This is a genomic window from Streptococcus sp. Marseille-Q5112 (assembly GCF_916700555.1).
GTDB classification, from domain to species: domain Bacteria; phylum Bacillota; class Bacilli; order Lactobacillales; family Streptococcaceae; genus Streptococcus; species Streptococcus symci.
In genome coordinates this window covers 296,905-322,049 of sequence record NZ_CAKAKP010000001.1, presented here as the reverse complement: position 1 = coordinate 322,049, position 25,145 = coordinate 296,905, and the positions used below count along the sequence as shown (strand labels likewise).

Annotated in this window: 28 protein-coding genes and 1 pseudogene; 22 read left to right on the top strand and 7 right to left on the bottom strand. The window is 37.6% G+C overall.

Translation table 11 applies throughout. The features are described from left to right. Window positions 1-72: 72 nt before the first annotated feature. The 4 genes from LG372_RS01655 to LG372_RS01640 are packed head-to-tail and all read right to left on the bottom strand — an operon-like array spanning window position 73 to window position 1,317. Complete coding sequence (locus LG372_RS01655) at window positions 73-372, bottom strand: DUF5960 family protein (protein ID WP_001072467.1); 300 nt, start codon at window positions 370-372, stop codon at window positions 73-75. Beyond that, on the bottom strand, window positions 359-727 hold the full coding sequence (locus LG372_RS01650) for a hypothetical protein (RefSeq protein ID WP_000567222.1): 369 nt from the start codon (window positions 725-727) through the stop codon (window positions 359-361). Before LG372_RS01650 ends, LG372_RS01655 begins: the two co-directional genes overlap by 14 nt. A 12-nt stretch (window positions 728-739) precedes the next feature. After that, complete coding sequence (locus tag LG372_RS01645; protein WP_000806926.1) at window positions 740-1,075, bottom strand: hypothetical protein; 336 nt, start codon at window positions 1,073-1,075, stop codon at window positions 740-742. Further along, the gene (locus LG372_RS01640) at window positions 1,072-1,317 is read right to left on the bottom strand and encodes a hypothetical protein (RefSeq protein ID WP_001813542.1); all 246 of its coding nucleotides are present in this window, start codon (window positions 1,315-1,317) and stop codon (window positions 1,072-1,074) included. The genes LG372_RS01645 and LG372_RS01640 overlap by 4 nt, the downstream gene beginning before the upstream one ends. A 508-nt stretch (window positions 1,318-1,825) precedes the next feature. Here LG372_RS01640 and LG372_RS01635 point away from each other — a divergent pair. The 20 genes and pseudogenes from LG372_RS01635 (at window position 1,826) to LG372_RS01540 (ending at window position 21,445) form a co-directional block, all read left to right on the top strand. Further along, window positions 1,826-2,392, top strand: a pseudogene (locus LG372_RS01635) (hypothetical protein). 321 nt (window positions 2,393-2,713) lie between these two features. Then, window positions 2,714-2,902: a hypothetical protein gene (locus LG372_RS01630; protein WP_000179769.1), complete on the top strand. Its 189-nt coding sequence runs from the start codon at window positions 2,714-2,716 to the stop codon at window positions 2,900-2,902. Between the two features lie 63 nt (window positions 2,903-2,965). Next, window positions 2,966-3,730, top strand: coding sequence for an ATP-grasp domain-containing protein (locus tag LG372_RS01625; RefSeq protein ID WP_225741963.1), 765 nt, complete (start codon window positions 2,966-2,968; stop codon window positions 3,728-3,730). 291 nt (window positions 3,731-4,021) lie between these two features. Beyond that, the gene (locus tag LG372_RS01620; protein WP_045606823.1) at window positions 4,022-4,366 is read left to right on the top strand and encodes a hypothetical protein; all 345 of its coding nucleotides are present in this window, start codon (window positions 4,022-4,024) and stop codon (window positions 4,364-4,366) included. Between the two features lie 75 nt (window positions 4,367-4,441). After that, window positions 4,442-5,725 carry a cellulose synthase gene (locus LG372_RS01615; protein ID WP_225741962.1) on the top strand — a complete coding sequence of 428 codons (1,284 nt, stop codon included), beginning with the start codon at window positions 4,442-4,444 and terminating at the stop codon, window positions 5,723-5,725. Between the two features lie 296 nt (window positions 5,726-6,021). Then, window positions 6,022-6,639: an SAP domain-containing protein gene (locus LG372_RS01610; protein ID WP_225741961.1), complete on the top strand. Its 618-nt coding sequence runs from the start codon at window positions 6,022-6,024 to the stop codon at window positions 6,637-6,639. A gap of 40 nt (window positions 6,640-6,679) precedes the next feature. Continuing rightward, entirely contained in the window at window positions 6,680-7,534 is an 855-nt protein-coding gene (locus LG372_RS01605; protein ID WP_225741960.1) for an ADP-ribosylglycohydrolase family protein, read from the top strand. A 110-nt stretch (window positions 7,535-7,644) separates the two neighbouring features. Beyond that, complete coding sequence (locus LG372_RS01600) at window positions 7,645-8,526, top strand: diacylglycerol/lipid kinase family protein (RefSeq protein WP_153219507.1); 882 nt, start codon at window positions 7,645-7,647, stop codon at window positions 8,524-8,526. Between the two features lie 63 nt (window positions 8,527-8,589). Next, a complete protein-coding gene (locus LG372_RS01595) occupies window positions 8,590-9,081 on the top strand; it encodes a phosphoribosylanthranilate isomerase (protein WP_020901360.1) in 492 nt (163 codons plus the stop codon). A 173-nt stretch (window positions 9,082-9,254) separates the two neighbouring features. Further along, on the top strand, window positions 9,255-10,994 hold the full coding sequence (locus LG372_RS01590; RefSeq protein WP_225741959.1) for a glycoside hydrolase family 13 protein: 1,740 nt from the start codon (window positions 9,255-9,257) through the stop codon (window positions 10,992-10,994). Between the two features lie 85 nt (window positions 10,995-11,079). Next, on the top strand, window positions 11,080-11,952 hold the full coding sequence (locus LG372_RS01585) for a DUF4300 family protein (protein WP_225741958.1): 873 nt from the start codon (window positions 11,080-11,082) through the stop codon (window positions 11,950-11,952). A gap of 187 nt (window positions 11,953-12,139) precedes the next feature. Continuing rightward, window positions 12,140-12,451 (top strand): hypothetical protein, encoded by a 312-nt coding sequence (locus LG372_RS01580; RefSeq protein ID WP_020901364.1) that lies wholly within the window; start codon window positions 12,140-12,142, stop codon window positions 12,449-12,451. A gap of 554 nt (window positions 12,452-13,005) precedes the next feature. Continuing rightward, entirely contained in the window at window positions 13,006-14,466 is a 1,461-nt protein-coding gene (locus LG372_RS01575; protein ID WP_225741957.1) for an aminotransferase class I/II-fold pyridoxal phosphate-dependent enzyme, read from the top strand. Beyond that, entirely contained in the window at window positions 14,467-15,327 is an 861-nt protein-coding gene (gene speE / locus LG372_RS01570) for a polyamine aminopropyltransferase (RefSeq protein WP_000366713.1), read from the top strand. Further along, window positions 15,324-16,583, top strand: a complete 1,260-nt coding sequence (locus LG372_RS01565; protein ID WP_225741956.1) for a saccharopine dehydrogenase family protein — start codon at window positions 15,324-15,326, stop codon at window positions 16,581-16,583. The genes speE and LG372_RS01565 overlap by 4 nt, the downstream gene beginning before the upstream one ends. Beyond that, complete coding sequence (gene nspC / locus LG372_RS01560) at window positions 16,583-17,710, top strand: carboxynorspermidine decarboxylase (protein WP_225741955.1); 1,128 nt, start codon at window positions 16,583-16,585, stop codon at window positions 17,708-17,710. Before LG372_RS01565 ends, nspC begins: the two co-directional genes overlap by 1 nt. Then, window positions 17,707-18,792: an agmatine deiminase gene (aguA, locus tag LG372_RS01555; protein WP_225741954.1), complete on the top strand. Its 1,086-nt coding sequence runs from the start codon at window positions 17,707-17,709 to the stop codon at window positions 18,790-18,792. Before nspC ends, aguA begins: the two co-directional genes overlap by 4 nt. Window positions 18,793-18,801: 9 nt before the next feature. Beyond that, complete coding sequence (gene aguB, locus LG372_RS01550) at window positions 18,802-19,677, top strand: N-carbamoylputrescine amidase (RefSeq protein ID WP_225741953.1); 876 nt, start codon at window positions 18,802-18,804, stop codon at window positions 19,675-19,677. A gap of 191 nt (window positions 19,678-19,868) precedes the next feature. Then, window positions 19,869-20,570, top strand: a complete 702-nt coding sequence (locus LG372_RS01545; RefSeq protein WP_049493728.1) for a response regulator transcription factor — start codon at window positions 19,869-19,871, stop codon at window positions 20,568-20,570. Beyond that, window positions 20,567-21,445, top strand: coding sequence for a sensor histidine kinase (locus LG372_RS01540; RefSeq protein WP_225741952.1), 879 nt, complete (start codon window positions 20,567-20,569; stop codon window positions 21,443-21,445). The genes LG372_RS01545 and LG372_RS01540 overlap by 4 nt, the downstream gene beginning before the upstream one ends. A 40-nt stretch (window positions 21,446-21,485) precedes the next feature. Here LG372_RS01540 and LG372_RS01535 read toward each other — a convergent pair whose 3' ends face one another. The 3 genes from LG372_RS01535 to LG372_RS01525 all read right to left on the bottom strand — a co-directional run bounded on the left by LG372_RS01535 (window position 21,486) and on the right by LG372_RS01525 (window position 24,108). Continuing rightward, on the bottom strand, window positions 21,486-22,238 hold the full coding sequence (locus LG372_RS01535) for an ABC transporter permease (protein ID WP_225741951.1): 753 nt from the start codon (window positions 22,236-22,238) through the stop codon (window positions 21,486-21,488). Window positions 22,239-22,248: 10 nt separating this feature from the next. Then, complete coding sequence (locus tag LG372_RS01530) at window positions 22,249-23,157, bottom strand: ATP-binding cassette domain-containing protein (RefSeq protein ID WP_225741950.1); 909 nt, start codon at window positions 23,155-23,157, stop codon at window positions 22,249-22,251. Window positions 23,158-23,298: 141 nt separating this feature from the next. Further along, entirely contained in the window at window positions 23,299-24,108 is an 810-nt protein-coding gene (locus tag LG372_RS01525; RefSeq protein WP_225741949.1) for a Cof-type HAD-IIB family hydrolase, read from the bottom strand. A 146-nt stretch (window positions 24,109-24,254) separates the two neighbouring features. Between LG372_RS01525 and LG372_RS01520 the strand changes: the two genes are divergently transcribed. Together LG372_RS01520 and LG372_RS01515 are read left to right on the top strand one after the other, a co-directional pair. Further along, window positions 24,255-24,716: a MarR family winged helix-turn-helix transcriptional regulator gene (locus tag LG372_RS01520; protein ID WP_070479142.1), complete on the top strand. Its 462-nt coding sequence runs from the start codon at window positions 24,255-24,257 to the stop codon at window positions 24,714-24,716. Continuing rightward, window positions 24,709-25,128, top strand: a complete 420-nt coding sequence (locus tag LG372_RS01515) for an EVE domain-containing protein (protein WP_115904337.1) — start codon at window positions 24,709-24,711, stop codon at window positions 25,126-25,128. Before LG372_RS01520 ends, LG372_RS01515 begins: the two co-directional genes overlap by 8 nt. The last annotated feature ends 17 nt before the right edge of the window (window positions 25,129-25,145 follow it).

The window sequence follows — 25,145 nt, the reverse complement described above, 5'->3', positions numbered from 1 at the left end:
TCCATTGTTAAAGAGTATAAAGACTTTAGATTTTATGAATATTAAAAATAGGAACAGTCAATTGAACTGCTCCTATTTTTCTGCTAAATATATTGTAGTTTTCTTATATGTATAATGATAGATTAGCGGATTCTCATCTACGGTACTTACTTCAAATATGAAGAAGTGATCGCGGTTATCTCTGGACTTTTCCTTATTGAGGACAAAGTAATTCTTACGTGAAGTCGCCATTGTTTTTAGGATATCATCAGTTAGGAAGGTCAATGGAATATTCATGTTAGAGTAGCGGTAGAAGTCACGTTCAAAATCTTGGTAGCTCTCGCTATAATAGTCCATTTGTAGGTGATTACGCTGAAACTCAAGCTGATTCATAGAGCACCTCCTCGACAAGTTCAATACTAATAATGTCTTTTAATTTCAAATTGATGTGACCTGTTGTAGTTTTTATCAAAATGAAATCTTTGGTCAGACTTGGTATTGTTCCAGTGTAGGAAACACGCTTGTTTTTTTCAATCACTTGAATGCGTGTGCGTAGCTGCCCGGCGTATACTTGACTGAGGAGTAATAATTTCTTCTCTAGTGATAAGTCAGACATGTACGTTACTTTGTTTGTATCATCAGAGAGTGCTGATGCATGTTCAGATAGGAAAAAGCCCATCCATTTTTGCATCTTTGTATCCTGGTACTCTCTTGCTGATTGAAATGGTAAATATGAACGGTCAATCATATCAAATCCTTTCTATGCAGAGGCAAGGGTATTTTTATCAAATTGAATCGTAAAACCTTGAATTCCCCCACCTGTGTAACATTCTTTAAAGCGATTGATTACCTCAGTATAGATTATCACAGATGAGCTTGTTGGCTTAATGCTAAATGTAAATTCCAATGGTAATCGGTTTTCAGATTTAGCATGTACTAGTCGTATCGATATTTCAGTTGTTTTGAGTTTTCTCTGACGAAGTTTTGAAGTTGCTGTTTCAACGATTCCATGTAAAAATCTTTCAAGCATTTCAATATCATTACATCCTTTGCTACGGATTTCTGAAAATTGTACTGTATTTTTTTCTTGTTTCATTTTAATCCCTCCAATCCACCCGCGGAATGACCACCGATAAGTTTACTGCGTTCAATATTTCTGGAACCTTCAGTTAGGACGGTTCCTTTTTGTATGGCTAAAAAACCAAACTGTTCTCTGACAACATCAATAGCTGTCTGAAGTCTATTATCTTTTTCAATTTGTTCTACATCATCAAAGAGTGATAGTAGAGTATAGCTTTCATCTACGAAGCCACTATAAGATACACCAATTTGTCTCACTGCACCAGAGGTGTATTTTTTCGGAATAATACAAGTACATGACTCACCATTGTTTTGGGGAGATTTGCGGGTTCAATTTTATTCTGAGCATTTATAGATTTTTTCATCTCAGTCCTAGAATAGCCAATATGAATAGAAACGACAGTAGTCAATACTAGGGCTACTGTTCCGTTCCACAGTATCATTTAAAAATCATTTTCACACCCTTTCGTCTATTAGTATAGAAGAAAGCTCTCAGCACATGTCGAGTGTGTAAGCTTGTTAGTGAAACGTAGCTAATCCTCAAAAGGTTCACCCAAACCTTTTGAGTCCCACAAACGCATCACGTTGAGGCGGTATCACTGCTTGTACGAGCTGAAGCATCAGCGAAGTAGAAGCAGATGCTCCGCCCATGGGATAGGACTCGGAGAATGAGGAGGGAATATGATGAGATGATACAGAAAGCCTGAACTGATCAGGTGACGTGCTTATTTACATTAGCCTAATGATGAAAATAGAAAGATTATCGATGGTTATATTGGAATTGTACCAAAATGATTATTCTAAAGATATAGTAGCGTTTGATTCAATAAAAGAGGGGAAAACTTTTGTAGCTCAAATCCCTGGATATACTTTAGAAACAGAAGATGGATTTGAAGTAGAGTTTTTTAATCCTACAAATCTACCAGACTATCTGGAAATTATCTATAACGGAAACATTGTACCTTTGTCTAAATTTATGTTTGATCCTGAGGAAAATGTTGACATTATTTGGAAAGAAATCTCGAATCTATCCGAACCAAACGAAAAAGTAATTGAAGGCTATTCCAAAATCGATGCCTATGTTGTTAACAACGATGAAGTTAAAACCTAAGTGGAAGCAAGAGAAGCGAACTATCGGCAGGCAAAAGACTTTCTAGAATGCAGTGGATATGAAGTAGACAGAAGCTTTTTCAGAAGTGAAGACGGTGAAGCGATTCTCTACAGAAAAAAAGGTGCAGAAGATTGGCATTTCTTGTGTTACTTAGACCCAATATTTTTAGAGATTGAAGATGTAGAGGGATATGTTAAAGAAGAGGTTGGAGAAATTCAATAGTCAACCAAAGTTCCTTATCAGCATGTAGATTTGCTAGTAAAATCGTCAAATCCTTGTAACAAAGGGGGTTAAGAGAACCCTTGAGTGTAAGCCGTTTTCTTGTTTAGAGGGGACGTATTAGAGTATCCGCTCATAATTTATACTAGACCTGATAACTTATTTGAGATAGATTTTATTTCTATAAATACTGTGGAAATTTTTTAATACCAAAGATTTAAAGTTACTGTGTTAAAAAACCTCCCCACTTTTAAACTAATGTATTATAAAAATCAGTTGACATAAGTGTTACACCTGTGATAGAATTGACTTGAGGTGAAGAAAATGGCAACAGATAAAAATAGAATAATGATTAGCTTGGATGATAAAAATTTAGAGAAACTTGAAAATTTAGTAGAAGATGCTAGAGATAGAAGAGGAATGCGACTAACAAAGTCCCAAGTTATTGAATTACTCCTAAATACCGTTGATTATTTCGATGATATTATGGGAGCTATTTACTCAAAAAAATAACAGCGAAAATGCTATTATTTTTTTTACAAATAGGTGCAACACTAGTGATATAGGAGTGATAAAATGGTTGTTTATATTAGACAAAGTAAATTACCAAATGAGGTTTCAATTAATAAATACAATGCTCAAGTAGGTGCCTACTTACAAGGAGAAGAAGTTGTTTTATATCAATCTTTTTCTGAAATAAAACAGTTAACAAGCGATGATGCAGTTATAGATTATATAACGGAGACCAGAGCATTACTAAAAATGATGGGGTTAAACGTTCCGGTTTACGACTATCCTATTGAGCTTAAAGAGTTTTATGGTCGAAAGATTTATGCAGGTGTTTTAGGAGAGATTGTAAATATACCTGATAATTGGGGAAAATTTATTAAACCTAAAGCTGGATCAAAAGTCTTTACAGGAAGAGTTGTTAATGGAACCCGTGATTTGATAGGTATTGGTCTACCTTTCGACTATCCTATATGGATTAGTGAGGTTGTAGAATTCATAGCAGAATGGCGTTGTTTTGTGTTAGATGGTAGCGTATTAGATGTTCGCCCCTATACAGGTGATTATCATGCACAATTTGATCCTAGTGTAATTGATGAAGCCATATCATGTTGGAAAGATGCTCCAATAGCTTATGGACTAGATATCGGTGTCACTCGTGATGGCAGAACACTTGTAGTTGAAGTGAATGATGGTTATGCATTGGGAAATTATGGACTATCTCCTTTAAACTCAATCAATTTTCATAAAGCTAGATGGAAAGAAATGGTGAAACCCTATTTTGAAAAATATGATGTTTTTAACATTCCTGAAAGTGAACTTATAAATTTTTAGAAGAACCAGAAGTAAATCTGTAAAAAACTGTAACTAGTATGTTACAGTTTTTTACTTTGAATAATGATATAATAGAATAAGAAGATAATAAAAACGCTATATGTTTTAAAGTTGATTAGGAAAATAGGAAATATAGAAAAATTCGATATAATTATTAAATCATCAACTGAATTTGATAACAATTTAAATCTTGATGAAAATAATAGATATCTTTCATGGGAGAATTGTTATTCAGATTTTATGACAGGTCTAAAACTATTGCATTTTGGATTATAACAAAGGAGTGCTGACATGCCGAAATATACCGATGAAGATATTAGAAAATTAAATAAAATCACATTAAAAATTGCTGGTGATTATTTAGGTATAAGTTCACAGGCAGTTGCGATAGGTCTTAGAAACAATCTTCTTCCAATTGGTTTTGCTATTCATAACGAAGAAAGAGATAGACGTTTCACTGAGAGTTGGTCATATCATATTATTGCTGAAAGAATGATTTCATACAATCACGGTAAGCTATCAGAGATCCGTGTTGAAAATATTGAAGCTAGTTTAGATAAAATTATAGAGGAATTTAACGGTTTAAAACAAGATTTACTTTTTATATTAAGCGAAAATGCAGAAGTGAAGAATTAGAGGTTTTTGAATTTGCGTTTTCGCTTGGTAAATATAAAAACGGTGATGTAAAGTATAAGGGTAAAGGTGTTTCAAATGAAGATGATAAAGACCTTTTCTAGAGAAGAACTCTATGAAGAAATCTGGGAGATGAGTGCAAAACAAGTTGCATTGAAATATGATTTAAGCTATTCAGACTTACTTAAGAAATGCAAAGAATTTGAAATTCCAATTCCAAATGGTAGTTATTGGTATCGTAAGAATACTGGACAAGATTTAAGTGAACTTATTATTCCATTACCACAAAATGACGTAAATGAAGTTAATATTGATAGAAAAAGTCTAAAGAACAATAGAATAAAACCTAGTAAACATAAAGAAGAGAGTTCAGAAGATAAAAATAAAGATATTTTTAAACTTGATACAACTAGTATAAGAAGTTCATTATCATTTATAGAGGACGATAAAATAGAGCGTATTATTGAAGCAGTTTCAAACCTAAACCAGGCTCCAAATAAGAGATTACATCAATCTGTAGCTAATCTAAGAGATAAAATTACAGAGTGGAATAAGAGGGAAAAAGCAGCTTCTTATCCTTACTTTGATTCTAGGCACAGATATAATGATTTAAAAGAACCTAAATTTGTAAAAAGTATTTCACTAAATTCTCTTCCACGTTTATATCGCTTTTTAGATACACTAGTTACTGTTATTGAAAAAATCGGCGATAATGTAACTTCAAATTGGGATATTCAAATTGAAAAGGATATTGTTCGTTTTGAAGTTATAGAATCAACAGACAAAGTAAGTCATGAATTAACGAAAGAAGAAGCTAAAGAACTAGCAGAGTACAATGATAGCGTTAAGTTTAATAGATATGCTTTTAAACCAAGAATAAAGAAGTATGACTATATTCCAAATGGAAAATTTCGATTTAAGATAATAGATGGTAAATACATTAAAGATACTAAAGAATTCACACTTGAACAATCAATACCAGAAATAATTGTTTTAATTTACCAAGAGTATTATAAAGTTAAGAACTTACGACTTGAACGTGAAGAGAGAGCAAGACAATACGAAGAGGAGCAGGAGCGAAAAAGAAAATTACAAAATAGAATCGAAGAAGAGAAGAAGCGGACAATGTCTCTTCTTAATATGCTAGAAGATTTTAAAACAGCAAATGATTTAAGATTGATGGCTGATAAATTGGAGATAGCAGGGAAACTTAGTAAAGAGGAAATTGATTGGATTAGATCCAAAGTTGACTGGATAGACCCAATAGTTTCTTCAACAGATGAATTATTAGGAAATAGAAATCATGAAAATTCTAGAGAACAAAAAGAACAATATCTAAGTGAGAAAAGGTACTATTGGTAAATTTGCTTTTATAGAGCATAGTGTTATTGGAGTAAATGATTAACTATTGTAGTAATAAATCATTTTACACATTTATTTGAAATAAGCATTTGGTACAAGACAGTATATACTTTCGTTCTAAAGTTTAATTTTAAAAAACAACTCTATCCCTTTCGTTCTATAATATAGAAGTTTACTAGCACCACATGTTGAGTGTGTGAGTTTGTTAGTGAAACGTAGCTAATACTCAAAATAAAGAAACTAAAACTCCATTATTTTGAGATGACAACCTAAATTGGTTTTAAGGAGGTGTTATATTGATAGAAAGCAGACCTGAGTTTGATAAAATCGTATCCTTTGATGAGTTTAATAAATACTATTGGTATCGTGATGAACTTTCACAGATTTGCAAGTCATTAGGACTTGAATATAGAGGGACAAAGCAGGAACTAAATGATATTATTGAGCAGTACTTTAAGGGGAAGTTGATTAAAAAGTCATCAATAAAAAGGAAAAAGAAACAAGTAGAAGCTATTAGCTTAGATACACCCTTGTTTGAATGTGGATTCTCTTTTAACACTCACTTTAGAGAATATTTCTCAACTTTAACTGGTGTTTCGCCATTTAAATTTACTGCTGATATGGCTACAGCTTGGAGAAAAGTAAAAAGAGAAAATGATTTGAGTTTTACAATCCAAGATATGCTAAAAGTCTATTATGGAAATTCAGATTATGCTAAATATGATCATTCGGTTTGTCAATGGAATCAGTTTTTAAAGGATTTCTGTGCAGACGAAAATAGTCGCACCTACTCGAACAAACTAAAAGTAGCTTCTATTCTTTGGAAAGAAGTCCGAGACTCAAAGAATGAAAAAGTTTATTCAAAGAATCTTTTGACTGAATATGCTGATAAAATAAACGAGTATGGGAAATAGGAAAATCAGTCTAAACCAAGAGTTCACAAGGAGGAATCTTATGCTAGGAGCAATTATTGGAGATATTGTCGGTTCTGTTTACGAATGGAACAATATCAAAATAAAAGACTTTCCTTTATTTCGGAAGGACTGCTTTTTTACAGATGACACGGTTATGACCTGTGCTGTTGCAGAAGCGATTATGAATGGGGGACAAAAAGACGACTTCATTGACGCGATGAAGAAATATGGCAGACTGTCTCCAGATGCTGATTATGGTGCTCGGTTTAATGCGTGGCTAAAGAGCGATAACCGTGAGCCTTATAATAGCTTTGGGAATGGTTCGGCTATGCGTGTTTCTCCATGCGCTTGGGACATGGACTGTAGTTTTTATGCGAGAACCGGAATGTGGCCATCATCTAGAGAACTTGCGAGCCTTTCTGCAGAGGTAACCCATAATCATCCAGAAGGTGTCAAAGGTGCTATGGCTACAGTTGATGCTATCTTTCTTTGTCGTTTTTACTTTGGTGGTTATTGTAGAGAATACGAGCAACCAATTAATGACCATCATACAGAGTGTAAAAGACGGATTAAGGATTATATAGAGAAGACATACGGCTACAATCTATCTCAAACTTTAGATGAAATCCGTCCTAACTATCGTTTTAACGAAACATGTCAAGAAACTGTCCCTCAAGCTATTATTGCCTTTCTTGAAAGTAGAGACTTCGAAGATGCGATAAGAAATGCCATCTCACTTGGTGGTGACAGTGATACACTCGCAGCAATCACTGGCAGCATAGCAGAGGCAGCATATAGTATTCCTGATTGGATAAAGGATAAGGCCTATTCTTACTTGGATAACCCCTTAAAGGATGTAGTCATTAGATGGGAAAATAGAATAAAAGCATTTTAATCTCCAGTACATCATATTTCTCTTTTCCGTATTTTCATTGTATAATAAGATTACATTTACTTACATATGGCGAAATGTAAACATTTCTATTTAAAATTAAGGAGAAATTAATGAAAAAAGCAATGGTAATTATCAACCCTACCTCTGGTGGCGAGAAGGCTTTGGATTATAAAGAAAAGCTGGAGAATAAAGCAAAAGAATACTTTGAGCACGTAGAAACCAAAATTACCGAAAAAGCTTTGGATGCAACACATTTTGCTGAAGAAGCTTCTCGTGAGCAGTACGATGCAGTGGTTGTGTTTGGTGGAGATGGGACTGTCAACGAAGTCATTTCGGGTATTGCTGAGAGAGACTACATTCCTAAGTTAGGGATTATCCCAGGTGGGACGGGTAACCTCATTACAAAACTGTTGGAAATCAATCAAGACATCGATGGCGCGATTGATGAACTGGATTTTAACTTAACCAATAAGATTGATATCGGTAAAGCAAATGATAACTATTTTGGTTATATCTTTAGTATCGGTTCTCTACCTGAGGCGATTCACAATGTTGAAATCGAGGACAAGACAAAATTCGGTATTTTAGCCTATGCTGTAAATACCATGAAGTCTGTTATGACGGATCAGGTCTTTAATATTAATGTCGAGACAGAAAATGGAAATTATGTAGGTGAAGCTAGTCATGTTTTGGTTCTCTTGACAAATTACTTCGCTGATAAGAAAATCTTTGAAGAAGACAAAGATGGCTATGCCAATATTTTGATTCTAAAAGATGCTTCAATATTTTCTAAATTATCCGTTATTCCTGACTTACTAAAAGGAGATGTTGTCGGCAATGATAATATTGAGTATATCAGAGCGCGTAATATTAAGATCTCTTCAGATAGTGAATTGGAGTCAGATGTTGACGGTGATAAATCGGATAACCTACCTGTAGAAATCAAAGTCCTAGCTCAGAGAGTAGAAGTATTTTCAAAACCGAAAGAGTAGAAGGTAAAAATTAGTTTATTATTCACAACGAAATTAAGTTCTATATCAATGATTGGAGGAGGAATGAATTCTCTATTTGATGAATTTCGAACAATTTGTTCTCATTTAAACCAAATCGGAATCACACCGACGCTCATGGGGTCTTTGGGTTTTGAATACCGTTCAAATGAAGAATGGAGGCCGTCTGACATTGACATTCATGTGCCTGGTGATCCTAGAGGTTGGGAAGCACCTGATCATCTCAGAATTTATGAGTGGGACAAGATAATGAAAGTGATGAAACATTTAGGCTACGCCTTAATAGATATTCATGAACATGAATTCCAAAAAGATGGTCTGAGTGTTGAATTCGGAAGTATCGATTCTTTACCAGATTTTGCAGGAGTTTCGGAATCGGATATAGAGCTGATTCATCTCGATGACATCACTTTTCGCGTTCCAAGTTTGGAACAGTTTTTAAGCATTTACAAGGCTTCTTCCCAAGATTCTTATCGAAATGAGCACAATAACAATAAGGATTTTAAAAAAATAGAGTGGTTGCAAAGATATTTGTAAATCATCATTTGAAAAGTAGCAAGTTGTAAGACTGGCTACTTTTTTATTTATAGAACCAAACCACTAGAATCTACGGACAAGCCTTGAAAATAAAATACGAAAGTAGTATACTAGAATCACAATTATGAAAACGTTTGCGTAAAATTGGAATTAAAACTCTAGGAGACAAATTAATGGAATTAAGTGCTATTTACCATAGACCTGAGTCAGAGTATGCCTATCTTTACAAGGATAAGAAACTTCATATTCGGATTAGAACTAAGAAAGGGGATATTGAAAGCATCAACTTGCATTATGGTGATCCTTTTATTTTTATGGAGGAGTTCTATCAAGATACAAAGAAAATGGCCAAGATAACTTCTGATGCCTTATTTGACCATTGGCAGGTTGAAGTGTCCGTCGACTTTGCACGTATCCAGTATCTCTTTGAACTCAAGGATACAGAAGGCCAAAGCATTTTGTATGGCGATAAAGGGTGTGTGGAAAATTCTCTAGAAAATCTTCATGCCATTGGAAACGGATTTAAGTTGCCTTATCTTCATGAAATTGATGCCTGTATGGTTCCTGACTGGGTTTCAAATACGGTATGGTATCAGATATTTCCTGAGAGATTTGCTAATGGAAATGCTCTATTAAACCCAGAAGGGACTTTAGACTGGGATTCATCTATCACACCTAATAGTGATGATTTCTTTGGTGGTGATTTACAGGGGATTGTTGACCATCTGGATTACTTGCAAGACTTGGGTATTACTGGACTTTATCTTTGTCCTATCTTTGAATCTACGAGCAATCATAAGTACAATACGACAGATTACTTTGAAATTGACCGTCATTTTGGAAATAAGGAGACCTTTCGGGAGCTGGTCGAGGAAGCGCATCAGCGAGGTATGAAAATCATGCTGGATGCTGTATTTAACCATATTGGTTCGCAATCACCTCAATGGCAAGATGTTGTCGAAAATGGTGAGCAATCTGCTTATAAGGATTGGTTCCATATTCAACAATTCCCAGTGACGACTGATAAGCTTGCTAATAAGAGGGAGCTACCTTATCATGCTTTTGGTTTCGAGGACTATATGCCTAAGCTAAATACAGCCAATCCAGAGGTCAAGGACTATCTTTTAAAGGTTGCGACTTATTGGATTGAAGAGTTTAATATCGATGCTTGGCGTTTGGATGTGGCTAATGAGATTGACCATCAGTTCTGGAAGGATTTTCGTAAGGCAGTTTTAGCTAAAAGGCCTGATCTTTATATCCTTGGAGAAGTCTGGCATACGTCTCAGCCTTGGCTAAATGGCGATGAGTTCCATGCTGTTATGAATTATCCCTTATCTGATAGCATCAAAGAGTATTTCTTACGAGGTGTTAAGAAGACAGACCAGTTCATCGATGAAATCAATGGCCAATCTATGTATTACAAACAGCAGATTTCAGAGGTTATGTTTAATCTCTTGGATTCTCATGATACAGAACGTATTTTGTGGACGGCCAATGAGGATGTTCAACTGGTTAAATCAGCCCTAGCCTTTCTCTTTTTACAAAAAGGAACACCTTGCATCTATTACGGAACAGAGTTAGCTTTAACCGGAGGACCAGACCCAGATTGTCGACGTTGTATGCCTTGGGAACGTGTATCAAGTGACAGTGATATGCTGAATTTCATGAAGAAGCTAATCAAGATTCGCAAACACACATCATCAACCATTCAGCATGGTAAGTATAGCCTTCAAGAAATCAAAGCTGATGTAGTAGCTTTGGAATGGAAATACGATGGACAGGTCCTAAAAGCAATATTCAACCAATCAAAAGAAGAGTATCTTTTAGAGAAGGAAACCGTAGCACTAGCAAGCAATTGCCAAGAATCGGAGAATCAGCTTGTCATCTCTCAAAAAGGATTTGTGATTTTCTAAAAAGTAGTGGATGAAGATTAGGGTCTTAAGTTCAATTTATATAGTATAATAAGGCTAGTTACTAAACCTTTAAAAGGAGAAGAAGATGAAGAAATCAAGAAAATTAGCGACATTAGGAATCTGTTCTGTCTTATTTTTAGGCTTGGTAGCTTGTCAACAACAAAATACTACTTCTGAACGGACGAATCAAAGGCAAACCAGTTCAGCTAAAGTTCCATGGAAAGCTTCATACACCAACCTAAACAATCAGGTAAGTACAGAAGAGGTCAAATCTCTCTTATCAGCCCATTTGGATCCAAATAGTGTTGATGCATTTTTTAATCTTGTAAATGATTATAATACCATTGTCGGCTCGACAGGTTTATCAGGAGATTTCACTTCCTTTACTCACACCGAATACGATGTTGAAAAAATTAGCAACCTTTGGAATCAAAAGAAGGGCGATTTCGTTGGTACAAACTGTCGTATCAATAGTTATTGTCTTTTGAAAAATTCAGTCACCATTCCAAAACTTGAAAAAAATGACCAATTGCTTTTCATAGATAACGATGCGATTGATAAGGGAAAGGTCTTTGATTCACAAGATAAGGAAGAATTTGATATTCTATTTTCGAGAGTTCCAACTGAAGCAACGACGGATGTCAAGGTTCACGCTGAAAAGATGGAAACATTCTTCTCCCAGTTTCAATTTAACGATAAAGCTCGAATGTTATCTGTAGTCTTGCACGATAATCTGGATGGTGAGTATCTGTTTGTCGGCCACGTTGGGATCTTAGTACCTGCTGATGATGGCTTCTTATTTGTAGAAAAATTGACTTTCGAAGAGCCCTACCAAGCGATTAAATTTGCCAGCAAGGAAGATTGCTACAAGTATTTAGGCACCAAATATGCGGATTACACAGGTGAGGGACTGGCTAAGCCTTTCATCATGGATAATGATAAGTGGGTTAAGCTTTAATAGTGGTATAATATGACAGTAATTCTAGAACTGTTATTTATATTGTTGATGAGTTTGTAGGTTATTTCAATCATTAATAGCCAGAAACCACTCTTTAGAGTATTGCACATATTTCAAAACAGTCCATTTGTAGTTTTATCCGGATTGGTATATAATTTAAGGTAAAGAAAATAGGAGGTTTACTCGAATGGAATTAAAAGATTTTACAGAAAAAGAACAGGAAATGATTAAGAAGGGGCTGACTACGTCTAAGATTAGTGACAAGGAAACTGCTGAGAAGATTCTTGCTCTAGTACCACAAGACTTGATTAAGCGAATCCCATTTTTCGTCAGAAAACATGCTACGACACGTACGATTAAACGCATTTCAATTGAACACCCTGAACTCTACGCTGCAGCTCAAACAAGTGGTGAGATTCCTGAAAAAGAACGCGAAGAATTACGTCAGATTATCACGACCATCTTTGAACAAAAAATGAATAAGCATAGTATTCGTTAAATACAAAATCTGAGAACTAGAGCCTTCTAGTTCTTTTTATATCCGCTTTCGCATTATACAGTTTATAAAAATCTATATAAAATATTATATTTCCGAACAAAAATAGATATTTTTTTTAAAAAGTACTTTACAGAGTGTTAGAAGTATGTTATATTAATAAAGCTTAGAAAATGAGATGATGTTTTCTAGCAAATATAAACCCGAGTAAAAAACGCCTACGGACAGGCAGGGTTGAATGCCGAAGCGTGGTTGAAAAACCACATTATTGATAGGGTTAAAAGCCTACTTTTATAAGTTGATGTTAGGACACTTATCCTAATTCATAAATTTTTAGTGTGGTGAAAGCACACGTCATCTTGTGAAACGATCAATAAAGTACGTAATATTTGCTACTAGAGAGTTAGGAAACATCGGGAACAGACATACTCAACAGAAACAAACATAAAAACGTCAGAAGATTGCAGAGCAGGTGAAAACCTGCTCTTTTTTCATGAGTCAACCTTTAGTCGCCTTTGTCTTCTTGAAGCGCTAAAAATACGGTAAAGGAGTATGTCTTGAAAGAGTTAGATCAAAACAAAGCCCCAATTTATGAGGCATTGGTGAAGTTACGCAAGAAAAGGATTGTTCCCTTTGATGTTCCAGGTCACAAGCGTGGACGGGGAAATCCAGAACTTGTCGAACTGTTAGGAGAAAAATGTGTAGGCATTGATGTCAATTCAATGAAACCCTTGGATAATTTAGGGCATCCCATTTCGATCATTCGGGATGCAGAGGAGTTGGCAGCTGATGCTTTTGGAGCAGCCCATGCCTTTCTCATGATTGGGGGAACAACTTCATCGGTGCAGACTATGATTCTGTCAACCTGCAAGGCAGGAGATAAGATTATTCTGCCACGTAATGTCCACAAATCTGCTATTAATGCGCTGGTTATATGTGGTGCCATTCCCATCTACATAGAGATGAGTGTAGATCCTAAGATTGGTATCGCTTTAGGTCTTGAAAATGACCGAGTAGCCAAAGCCATAAAGGACCATCCAGATGCCAAGGCCATTTTGATTAACAATCCTACTTACTACGGAATCTGTTCAGACCTAAAGGGGTTGACAGAAATGGCTCATGAAGCTGGCATGATGGTTTTGGTAGATGAGGCCCACGGAGCGCACTTACATTTTACTGATAAACTTCCAATTTCTGCTATGGATGCAGGTGCTGATATGGCGGCGGTTTCTATGCATAAGTCTGGTGGGAGTTTGACCCAAAGTTCGCTTCTTTTAATCGGGGAGCAGATGAATCCTGAATACGTACGTCAGATTATCAATCTTACCCAGTCAACATCTGCCTCTTACTTGTTGATGGCTAGTTTAGATATTTCACGTCGCAACTTGGCCCTTCGTGGTAAAGAGTCGTTTGAGAAGGTCATTGAGCTATCCGAGTACGCTCGTCGTGAAATCAATGCCATTGGTGGTTACTATGCCTACTCAAAAGAGTTAATAGATGGTGTTTCGGTTTGCGATTTTGACGTAACTAAGCTGTCAGTTTACACTCAGGGTATTGGCTTAACAGGTATCGAGGTTTATGACCTCCTACGAGACGAATACGACATTCAGATCGAGTTTGGTGATATTGGCAATATCTTGGCCTATATTTCGATTGGTGACCGCATCCAAGACATCGAGCGCTTAGTCGGTGCTTTGGCTGATATCAAGAGACTCTATTCACGAGATGGGAAGGACTTGATAGCTGGAGAATATATTCAGCCAGAGTTGGTCCTTTCTCCTCAGGAAGCCTTCTATTCAGAGAGAAGAAGTTTGTCTTTAGACGAATCTGTTGGACAAGTCTGTGGGGAATTTGTCATGTGCTATCCTCCAGGAATCCCTATCTTGGCTCCTGGAGAACGCATTACACGAGAAATTGTAGACTATATCCAATTTGCTAAGGAACGTGGTTGTTCCCTCCAAGGGACGGAAGATCCCGAGGTCAATCACATCAACGTCATTAAGAGAAAGGAGAACTAGATGGATTTATGGTTTTCTGAAGTTCATACTCCAGATGTGAAATTGTCCCTGAGAACAGCCAAGCAACTCTACGCTGGTAAAAGTGAATGGCAGGATATAGAAGTCTTGGATACACCAGCTTTTGGAAAGATTTTGATTTTAAATGGGCACGTCTTGTTCTCAGATGCAGATGATTTTGTCTACAATGAAATGACCGTTCATGTTCCCATGGCTGTGCACCCAAATCCCAAGAAAGTCTTGGTTATTGGAGGTGGTGACGGTGGTGTTGCCCAAGTATTAACACTCTATCCTGAACTGGAACAAATCGATATTGTGGAACCAGATGAGATGTTGGTTGAGGTCTGTCGTGAGTATTTCCCAGATTTTGCCGCAGGGCTAGACGATCCTCGTGTTACCATTTACTACCAAAATGGGCTACGCTTTTTGCGAAACTGTGAAGATGACTATGATATTATCATAAACGATGCGACGGATCCATTTGGACATACGGAAGGGCTCTTTACCAAGGAATTTTACGGAAACAGTTACAGAGCATTGAAAGAAGACGGAATCATGATTTATCAGCATGGGAGTCCTTTCTTTGACGAAGATGAGTCAGCTTGTCGAAGCATGCACCGCAAGGTCAATCAAGCCTTTCCAATCAGTCGGGTCTATCAGGCCCATATTCCAACTAGCCCAGCTGGCTATTGGTTGTTTGGATTTGCATCGAAAAAATACCACCCTGTCAAAGATTTTGACAAGGAAGGCTGGAAAAAACGCCAGCTTTTCACAGAATACTACACTGCAAACTTACACGTGGGAGCCTTTATGTTGCCCAAGTATGTTGAGGACATTTTAGAAGAAGAGGAAGGAAAAAAATGAGTCGTTTACTAGTTATTGGATGTGGGGGCGTTGCCCAAGTTGCTATTTCAAAGATTTGTCAAGATAGCGAAACCTTTACAGATATTATGATTGCTAGCCGTACTAAGTCAAAATGTGATGACTTGAAAGCGAAGCTAGAAGGTAAAACAAGTACCAAGATTGAAACAGCTGCTCTTGATGCTGATAAGGTTCAAGAAGTGATTGCCCTGATTGAAAGCTATAAACCAGAAGCTGTTTTGAACGTAGCTTTACCATATCAAGATTTAACAATTATGGATGCTTGTTTGACAACAGGTGTTCACTATATCGATACAGCAAACTACGAAGCAGAAGACACAGAAGACCCTGAATGGCGTGCCATCTACGAAAAACGCTGTAAGGAACTTGGTTTTACAGCTTACTTTGACTACTCATGGCAGTGGGCTTATCAGGAGAAATTCAAAGAAGCTGGCTTGACCGCTCTTCTTGGTTCTGGTTTTGACCCAGGTGTGACTAGTGTCTTTTCTGCTTACGCACTTAAACACTATTTTGATGAAATCCACTATATCGACATTTTAGACTGTAATGGTGGTGACCACGGTTATCCGTTTGCAACAAACTTTAACCCAGAAATCAATCTACGCGAGGTTTCTGCGCCAGGTTCTTACTGGGAAGATGGGAAATGGGTTGAGGTTGAAGCCATGTCTATCAAGCGTGAGTACGATTTCCCTCAAGTTGGACAAAAAGACATGTATCTCCTTCACCACGAAGAAATTGAATCATTAGCCAAAAATATTCCAGGTGTTAAACGTATTCGATTCTTTATGACCTTTGGTCAATCTTATCTAACGCACATGAAATGCTTGGAAAACGTTGGTCTCCTTCGTACGGATACCATTAACTTTAACGGTCAAGAAATTGTACCAATCCAATTTTTGAAAGCCTTGCTTCCAGATCCTGCCAGCCTTGGCCCACGTACAGTTGGAAAAACCAATATCGGCTGTATCTTTACAGGTGTCAAAGATGGTGTTGAAAAGACCATTTACATCTATAATGTTTGCGACCATCAGGAATGTTACGCAGAAGTTGGTTCACAAGCCATTTCTTACACGACTGGTGTTCCAGCTATGATTGGGACAAAATTGGTTATGAACGGTACTTGGAAACAACCTGGAGTTTACAATCTTGAAGAATTGGATCCAGATCCATTCATGGAAGCTTTGAATGAGTATGGTTTACCTTGGGTTGTGGTTGAAAATCCACAAATGGTGGACTGATGAAGTTAGAACAAGTACCAACACCAGCTTACGTCATTGACTTGGCAAAGTTAGAAGCCAATTGCCGCATTCTACAATATGTTCAAGAAGAAGCAGGTTGCAAGGTTTTGCTTGCCCAGAAGGCATATTCTCTTTATAAAACCTATCCCATGATTAGCCAGTACCTATCTGGTACGACAGCTAGTGGACTCTATGAAGCGAAGCTGGCTAGAGAAGAATTTACGGGGGAAGTCCATGTCTTTGCGCCTGCTTTCAAGAATACGGACTTGGAGGAATTGCTTGAGATAACGGACCATATCGTCTTTAACTCGGAGAGACAGTTGCGTAAGCATGGGGCTCGTTGTCGAGAGACTGGTATTAGTGTCGGTTTACGTCTCAATCCTCAGTGTTCAACTCAAGGAGATCACGCGCTCTATGACCCTTGTGCACCTGGATCTCGTTTTGGAGTTACTCTAGACAAGATACCAAGTGATTTGTTGGATTTAGTGGACGGTCTTCATTTTCATACCCTTTGTGAGCAAGGTTCAGATGATTTAGAGACAACCTTGAAAGCAGTAGAAGCGCAGTTTGGATCCTATTTGCATCAAGTTAAATGGCTCAATATGGGTGGTGGACACCACATCACCAGAGAAGACTACGATGTAGATTTGCTGATTTCTGAAATCAAGCGTATCCGAGAAACTTACAATCTTGAAGTCTATATTGAGCCGGGTGAAGCCATTGCGCTCAATGCAGGTTATCTAGCAACTGAAGTATTGGATATTGTAGAAAACGGCATGGAAATCTTGGTTTTAGATGCCTCCGCGACCTGCCATATGCCTGATGTACTTGAGATGCCCTATCGCCCACCTTTGAGAAATGGCTTTGAGGCACAGGAAAAAGCCCATACCTATAGACTTTCTTCAAATACCTGTCTGACGGGTGATGTGATTGGCGATTATAGTTTTGAAAATCCAGTTCAAATCGGTGATAGACTTTATTTTGAAGATATGGCCATTTATTCTTTTGTCAAAAATAATACCTTTAATGGTATTGGATTACCAAGTCTCTATCTTATGGACGAGCAGGGTGACTGCAGCTTAGTTAAAGCCTTTGGATATCAAGATTTTAAAGGGAGATTATCATGATGGACAGTCCCAAAAAATTAGGCTATCGCATGCCAGCAGAGTACGAACCCCATCATGGTACCCTCATGATATGGCCGACTCGACCAGGATCATGGCCTTTTCAAGGAAAAGCTGCTAAAGCAGCATTTAGTCAGATTATAAAAACCATTGCAGAAGGGGAAAGAGTCTATCTTTTGGTGAAGCAGGATTATCTATCTGAAGCCCAATCTTATCTTGGAGACAAGGTTGTTTATTTAGACATTCCCACTAATGATGCCTGGGCGCGTGATACAGGTCCGACCATTCTCGTCAATGATAAAGGCCAGAAATTAGCCGTGGATTGGTCTTTCAATGCTTGGGGTGGAGCAGTCGATGGTCTTTATAAAGACTATGAAGATGATGACCAAGTAGCCAGTCGTTTTGCTGAGGCCTTGGAAATGCCTGTTTACGATGCCAAACCTTTTGTACTGGAAGGAGGCGCAATCCATAGCGATGGTCAAGGAACCATTCTCGTTACTGAAAGTTGCCTTCTCAGTCTTGGTCGCAATCCTCATCTTAGTAAGGAAGAAATCGAAAATACCTTATTAGAGTGCCTTGGAGCCGAAAAAGTTATCTGGCTTCCTTATGGTATTTATCAGGACGAAACCAATGAACACGTTGACAATGTTGCTTCCTTTGTTGGTCCTGCTGAGCTTGTTTTGGCTTGGACAGATGATCAAAATGATCCCCAGTATGCCATGTCAAAAGCAGATCTCGAACTCTTAGAACAAGAGACAGATGCAAAAGGTCGTCACTTTACTATTCATAAATTGCCTATCCCTGCAGTTCGACAAGTTGTGACAGAAGAGGATTTGCTAGGCTACATCTATGAAGAAGGAGAAGAAGAGCGATACGCAGGTGAACGACTAGCAGCTTCCTACGTAAACTTTTATATCGCCAACAAGGCTGTCCTTGTTCCCCAGTTTCAGGATAAAAACGACCAAGTGGCCTTAGATATCCTCAGCAAGTGTTTTCCAGACCGTAAAGTTGTCGGAATACCAGCTAGAGATATTCTCTTAGGCGGTGGCAATATCCACTGTATCACCCAACAAATCCCAGAATAGGAGAAAAAGATGAGAAATGTAAAAGTTGCAGCGATTCAAATGCAATGTGCCAAGGATGTAGCAACAAATATCCAAACAGCAGAGCGTTTAGTACGTCAGGCTGCAGAACAAGGCGCACAAATCATTCTCTTACCAGAGTTATTTGAACGTCCTTATTTCTGTCAGGAACGCCAGTATGACTACTACCAGTATGCCCAGTCGGTGACAGAAAATACAGCCATTCAGCATTTTAAAGTACTTGCTAAGGAACTAGAAGTTGTTTTACCGATCAGTTTCTATGAAAAAGATGGCAATATCTTGTATAATTCTATTGCAGTTATTGACGCTGATGGGGAAGTGCTGGGTGTTTATCGAAAGACTCACATACCAGACGACCATTACTATCAAGAGAAGTTCTATTTCACACCTGGCAACACAGGCTTCAAGGTCTGGGATACTCGCTATGCTAAGATTGGTATTGGTATCTGTTGGGATCAATGGTTTCCTGAAACAGCGCGCTGTCTTGCGTTAAATGGTGCTGAATTGCTCTTTTATCCAACCGCTATCGGTTCAGAGCCGATTTTGGATACAGATAGTTGTGGTCATTGGCAACGTACCATGCAAGGGCACGCAGCAGCTAATATTATTCCAGTCATCGCAGCCAATCGTTATGGATTAGAGGAAGTCACTCCTAGTGAGGAAAATGGTGGACAGAGTTCCAGTCTTGACTTCTACGGTTCATCCTTTATGACGGATGAAACAGGAGCTATTCTAGAGCAAGCTGAAAGACAAGCTGAAGCTGTTCTGTTAGCTACTTATGACCTAGACAAGGGAGCAAGCGAACGCCTAAACTGGGGCTTGTTTCGAGATAGAAGACCAGAAATGTATCAACGTATTACGGACTAGTAGGAGAGAAATGAGAGATTCATTCTGCTAGATTAACTTCTTATTTTCAACTATAAGGATACTATGTTGTCTAGTAAGTGGATTTTATATTTTAACCCTCTAAGGCTTTCTCGCGCTTTGATGCGAGGAGCTTTTCTGTTTAAGCTTTATCAATAAAACATGCTATAATAGTTGCAGAAAGGTTGGTATTTATGGCTAGGATATTGGTTATTGAAGACAATAGTGACATTCAAGAGATTTTGCGAACACTTCTTACTGAGGAGCATGAGGTGATTCAAGCCTTTTCTGGTACAGAAGGAATCATGCTTTTTGACCAAGGTGGGATTGACCTCGTTTTGCTAGATATCATGCTTCCTGGGAAAAATGGGGATCAGGTTTTAAAAGCCATCAGGGAACAAAGTCAAATTCCAGTCATTATGCTAACAGCTTTGAGCGATAAGAAGTTAATCAGTCAATACCTCTTAGACGGTGCCAATGATTATATAGTGAAACCTTTTGATTTGAATGAAGTCTTTGCAAGAGTTACTGTTCAGTTACGTCAAAGTGCAGAAAAACAGCCTGCAGAAATTGTAAAAACTGAAAATCTGCCACAAAACTTGAAAAATATCCAGTTTGATGCCGAAAGTTTTGAAATCAAAAATAGTCAGGAAACGATTCGTCTTGCTAAGAAAGAATGCTTGATTCTCCAAACTCTCCTTAAACATCCTAAGAAAATTTTTACCAAAGAAGAACTTTATGAATTGGTCTGGGAGGATAGCTACCTACCTGGAGATAATACTCTCAATACGCATTTGAGTAATCTTCGAAAAAAATTAAACCAGCTTGATCCAAATCAAGAATATATTGAAACCATTTGGGGAGTTGGGGTAAGATTAAAAGGAGATAAGCAATGACCTACATGATAATCTTTATCCTATTGGTACTCCTAATTATTTTATCGATTGCATTGATTCGCTACCATCTAGCACTTAAAAACTTGAGTCAACAGATTGAAGATAAGATTCTCACGGGTAGTATGAAAAGAGTCGGAGTCAGCATTTTTTCCAAACATTTTTTACATCTCTACCAGCAGATTGAGAATCTATTTCAGGAAGTGGAACAATCTCGATTGGTTATGAAAAGGGAAAAACAGACTCTGGATATGGCCATCAGCAATATTGCCCATGATATCCGGACGCCTCTGACTATCGCTTCAGGCTACACCCAACAATTGATAAAGTCTCCTGAAAACAAAGCAGAAACCTTACAAAAAATAGCCCAGCATCTTGATTTAGTTTCTAAACGTTTGGAGGCTCTTCTAGAATATCGTCGTTTGATGGAAGGGGCTGTCAAACCGAAAATGGAAGAAGTTGATCTTTCAGCTTTTATCACCAAGAAGACTCTGGCTTATTATGATGTTTTTCAGGCGGCAAATATCACGCTTGATTTTAAGGTTGAAGCTGGTTTAACAACAAGGACTGATGAAGACTTGCTGGATCGAATTTTACAAAATTTGCTTGGAAATGTCCTCAAACATGGCAAGGAAGAAGCACTTCTATCTTTAAGAAAGGAAAAGGAACAGCTTGTCTTAGAGATTGCAAACCTTGTCAAACAGCCCATCAAAAGAATAGAAAATCTCAGCAACCGTTTTTATTCTGAAAATCTATCTGATACTGAAGAGTCCTCTGGTTTAGGCCTTTATATCACTGAGGAATTATGCCATCTTCTTGGTGCAGAGATGAAACTAAGCACAGATGGCCAGTGGTTGTCGGTTTTCATTTATTTTTAACGAAATAAACCTCCTCTGTAGGCTAGAGGAGGTCGTTTTATTATAGACTTTTCTTTTTGAAAACTGCCAGTCCACTTAGATTAAAAATTACAATAACAGCTAAGGTAACTATAAGTGTATAGAAAATGGATTCACTATTAGCAGTCATAGCATAGAAAAACTGCAAGGACAAATATGGCAAAATTTTGATACTTGGGAAGATGAGCATTGGCATAGAAAGGATGATAGAGCTAATCAGATATCCAATAAATACTGCAAGATAAGAATGACTAACATAGAGAATAAAGGAAACAATGGAAAGCCAAGCAAGGAGGCAAAGGAATTGAAGGAAAATGGTTATCAGTAGATTGCCAATAAAGCCATCAGGCATAGTGCCAAATCCATTTAAGATAGTTGCTGGAATAAAGGCAATAACAAGGCTGATGATAAGTTGCAATAGTGCAATACAAGCCACTACAAAGGCTTTAGCAAGGAAAAACTCTGTACGAGAAACACCTACTGTCAAACTATTTTTATAGAGCTTTCCGATTAAATCAACACCTAAAACTAGGCAAGTTAGAATAATACAGAGAAAAACGAGGTTTGAACCTTGACTAGATGCGTTAATCAGGGCTTGTACACCGTCCCAACCATGGGTTGGAATGTCTGGCTCTTCTGTCTGGATTGCCATCAGATGGCCCGTGGCTCCTATACTTGCTCCCATTAGCATGAGAGAAAAGAGAATAAATTCTGTAATCCAGAATCCTTTGGAACGGAAAAGACGGTAAAAGTCTGCTTGAATGGTATGTATCATGATTGTCCTCCTATTCGACCAATTGAGTGAAGTATTCTTCTAGGTTTTGACGGGCATAGTAAATCTCGTCAATGGCAACATCTGCCAAGGTTAAGTCCTTAAGAATCTGTTTGACATCTTGTTCCTGACCAAAGATATGAATTTCATTTTCTGGATTAACAACCTTGAACTGGAGCTGGATTTGTTCTTTCAATACTTGGCAAGCTTTCTCTTTGTCAGCTGTCTTAAGCACAATATAATCCTCACTTAGTGTTTCAAATTCAGCTTTGCTGATTTCACGGATAATCTTTCCTTGATCTAAAATACCAAAGCGATTAGCTACGAGGTAGAGTTCTGACAAGATATGGCTAGAGATGAGAATGGTTATCCCTTTTTCTTGATTGAGTCGTTGAATCATTAATCGAAATTCTTTGATACCGATTGGGTCGAGACCATTGATAGGTTCATCTAAGATCAGGAAGTCTGGTTTAGATAGGAGGGCAATGGCGATACCAAGTCTTTGCTTCATTCCTAGCGAGAAATCACGAAAGACTTTTTTACCTGTATCTGCCAAACCTACATAGTCCAGCGTTTCTCGAATGACTTGATCAGCATTTGGAATATGACGAATCATACAGTAATATTTCAAATTTTGATAGGCTGTTAAGTGATTATGAGCTACAGGTGATTCTATCACTGAACCTACTCGAGATAGAGCCTTGGTCCACTCATTTTCCGTTTTGCTGGAGAAGAGAGAAATAGTTCCTTTATCCGCAAAGAGTAGTTGCGTAATGATTTTTATCAAGGTGGTCTTCCCAGCTCCGTTCTTCCCGATAAGTCCATAAATATCTCCCTCTCTTATCGTTAGATGAAGATCCTGAAGAATAGCTTGTTTGTTAAAGTTTTTGGACAATCCATGAATGTCGAGTACTGTTTTCATGATTCTCTCCTTTTGATTTATTTTGTTAACTTTAGTATAAAGTATAGAAATCAAAGAAAGCTCAAGGATTTCTAAAGAGTTTCTAAAGTTTTAGGAATTCTTAAATATCAAAACCCAGTTGACACGAACTGGGCTTCTTGATTATAAAATATATTTCTCAATGGCACGCGCAACGCCGTCTTCTTCGTTGCTTGCTGTAACGGCATCAGCTAGGGATTTGACATAATCGCTGGCATTTCCCATTGCAATCCCAAGCCCTGCAAACTGGAGCATTTCGATATCGTTATTAGCATCGCCCATGGCCATAATTTCTGAGGAATCAATCTTCAAAATCTCAGCTAGTCGTGAAAGAGCAGTAGCCTTTGTCGTTCCAAGTGGCATAGCTTCATAAATGACTGGCTGCGAACGAACTCCACTAAATCGTTGGCAGAGTTCCTCAGCAAAACTCTGCTCAAAATCGTCTGTTTGTTCTTTTGTTCCCAAAAACATACCTTGGAACATACGATACTTGCCACTGGTCGCTTCCTCAAGGGAAATTTCAGTCAGGTCTGAAAAGACTAGTTTAGCATCATTTTGGATAACTTGATTGGGCTTGCCACCGAGGACAAAATAATGTTCCTCATCAAAAAGAGTCAACTGAACATCACTTTTTTCAGCTAGGTCATAGAGATATTCGATATCAGCTGGACTCAGTTCTTGCCAATCAACCAGACTCCAATCACTTGTCTGGTGAGTTGAGCAACCGTTGTTAACAATCACATACTCATTCTGGAGATCAAGACCCAGTTTTTGATAGTAGGGGAGGACGCCAAAAAGCGGGCGACCCGTACAGAGAACTAGTTTGACACCTTTTTCAATAGCTTGGTGAATAGCAGTAATATGAGCTTGTGGGATTTCCTTGGCTTCATTGAGGAGGGTTCCGTCCATATCCAAGGCTAGTAGTTTAATCATAAGACTTCCTTTTCTATGTGTTTTGCTTTTATTATAGCATATCGACTATAAAATGTCTGACAGAATTGTAAAATTCAAGCTTCCTTTTCTTGAAAAAGAAAATAAAATCTTATATAATATGTATACTTAATATTTAAGGAGAAATAATGTCAAAGTATCACTTTAATTCAATTTACAAAAATGATGAAACAGAGTCTACAGGTCTTCTTTTCATTAAAGTTTACAACAAATGGGAAAGTAATTTAAAAAGAGTTTTGAAATCGGTTGGCCTCACTTTGCCTCAATTTATCGTTTTAACCTCGCTCTTGTTTTTGAACAATAGAGAGGAATATGTAACGCAAGTTGATATTGCTCGGTTCACTGGTATGGATGTCATGACGGTTTCCCAGATTGTTAGACTACTGGAGAAGAAGAACTACATTAGACGTGATCAGCATCCAAAGGATAGTCGGGCAAAACTGGTCTCAGTGACGAAGTCTGGCGCGGAGAAGGTCAATCAAGCTTTACCCTTAGTAGAAGGGATTGATGAAAAATTTTTTGAAAAACTTTCTAACGATAGAGAAAGTTTTAATCGCATGTTAGCAGTGTTGGAGGATAAAAATGCCTAGATATTGGGTCGGAGTTGTTTCGAAGAATCATGTTTTAAGAGGAGTTGAAGGGAATTTTTGTCAGGTCTGTCATGGGAAGGGTGGCCCCTTAAACCGTATGAAAAAAGGTGACTATCTTTTATACTATAGTCCAAAATACGATATGAACGGTCAGGATAAGTTACAGACTTTTGTGGCTGTAGGTAAGATTATAGACGACAAAGCCTATCAAGTAGAGCAGTTCGAAGGATTCTTTCCCTTTAGACGAAATGTTGAGTATTATCAACCAGTCAAAGATTGTTCCATAGAAATAGCCAGACAACATCCTGAATGGAAAGACTATACTTCTCGGCTTCGTTATGGACATTTTGAAGTTTCCAAAGACTTTTTCCTCTATATCTTTCATCATATGAAAGTGGATGATGAAGTATGATTGATTTGCTAGTTAAA